Here is a 1,749-nt window from a genome sequence, read left to right on the forward strand (position 1 = left end):
GGTGCAGCACAGGCCCCTGCCCCGCTGTCAGCTGATCACGCAGACGGCCCACAGCCGCCGTCTAACGGTGTGCCCGGATGCTGGGGTGCACCACATTATTTTGTTGAAAAACTCGGGCTTGATCGGTTGGTAAGTTGCTGATTCAATTCTTCCTAAAGGGAGGGATCAGCCATGATGGGACCGAGACAGGAAGCGCAAGCGTCGCTGTTTTACGAGTTCTCGCTGGAGGATCATGTCCCGCAAGACCACCTTTTGCGCTCGATTGACCGGTTCGTCGATCTGGGCAGCATTCGCGCGCACCTTACGGATTTCTACAGCCACACGGGCCGGCCCTCCGTCGATCCCGAACTGCTGATCCGCATGCTGTTGGTTGGCTATTGCTTCGGTATTCGATCCGAGCGACGGCTCTGCGAAGAGGTGCATTTGAACCTGGCATACCGCTGGTTCTGCCGTCTCGACTTGAACGACCGGGTGCCAGACCATTCCACGTTTTCCAAGAACCGGCACGGCCGTTTCCGGGAAAGCGAACTGTTGCGTCGTCTGTTTGAGACAACTGTGGCACGCTGCATTGAGGAAGGTCTCGTCAGCGGCCAGCGCATGGCGATTGATGCCAGCCTGATCGAAGCCGATGCTAACAAACGGAACTCAACACCGAAGGAAGACTGGGACGCGGCAAGCATTGACCCGGCAGATGCGTCCCGAGCGGTCCGCGAGTATCTCGACACGCTGGACGAGGCGGCATTCGGCGCGGCCAGCGAGGTACAGCCCAAGTTCACCTCACATTCTGACCCCGCCAGCCAATGGACTGCAGCCCGCAAAGGCCCTGCATTCTTCAGCTATTCCGACAATTATCTGATTGATACGGATCACGGTGTAATCGTCGATGTCGAAGCCACCAGATCAATCCGACAGGCAGAAGTCGGTTCAACAAAGACGATGTTGAACCGGGTCAAAGACAAGTTCGACCTGCACCCAGAACGGTTAATCGCAGATACCGCTTACGGTTCCGGCCCCATGCTGGACTGGCTGGTGAAGCGCAAGATCGCGCCGCACATTCCCGTTATCGACAAAGCTGGCCGGACAGATGGCACATGGTCCCGTGCAGACTTTGAATGGGATCCCGAGAACAACCAATACATCTGCCCTGAGGGCGAAGCGCTCAAGCAGTTTCGTCGCAACTACTCTGATCCGAACCGTGGCCCGACGGGCAAGGGCGTGGCCAAGTATCAGGCCCTCAAACACACCTGCCTGGCGTGCCCGTCGAAGATGAAGTGCTGCCCAAACGCCGATGCTCGCAAAATCACCCGCGAAGAACATGAAGACGCACGCGATGTGGCACGCGCCATTCGCAAAACGCCCCAATACAAAGTCTCGGCAAAGCTCCGAAAGAAGGTTGAGATGCTGTTTGCCCACCTCAAACGCATTCTCGGGCTGGGACGACTCCGATTACGTGGCCCTTGTGGTGCAACCGACGAATTCCTCCTCGCCGCCACCGCCCAGAACCTCCGAAAACTGGCCAAGATCTTTCCCGCACCGCAGCAAACGAGCAAAGCCTGACAAGAAAGGCACTCGCGCTCAGTTCGGTACGCCTCTCTCTGCGCCAGCAACACGTTGTTTTTCAACAATATCGGCGGAAAGCGGACTTTCGCAGCGATAGTGGCGTGGCTTGGTTCTGGCTGTCAAAGCGGACCTTCGATTTCGCATCATCTGTGGAAGCGCCTTTCGATCTAAACGATCCAGAGAGTGGCC

1 protein-coding gene is annotated in these 1,749 nt (G+C 57.3%); it reads left to right on the plus strand.

Annotation, left to right across the window (positions count from 1 at the left end; translation table 11 throughout):
* Window positions 1-171: 171 nt before the first annotated feature.
* Window positions 172-1,557, plus strand: coding sequence for an IS1182 family transposase (locus ACR0IP_RS23105; protein WP_480528150.1), 1,386 nt, complete (start codon window positions 172-174; stop codon window positions 1,555-1,557).
* Window positions 1,558-1,749 lie beyond the last annotated feature (192 nt).

The sequence above is a fragment of the Ruegeria sp. AL11 genome (genome assembly GCF_056540865.1).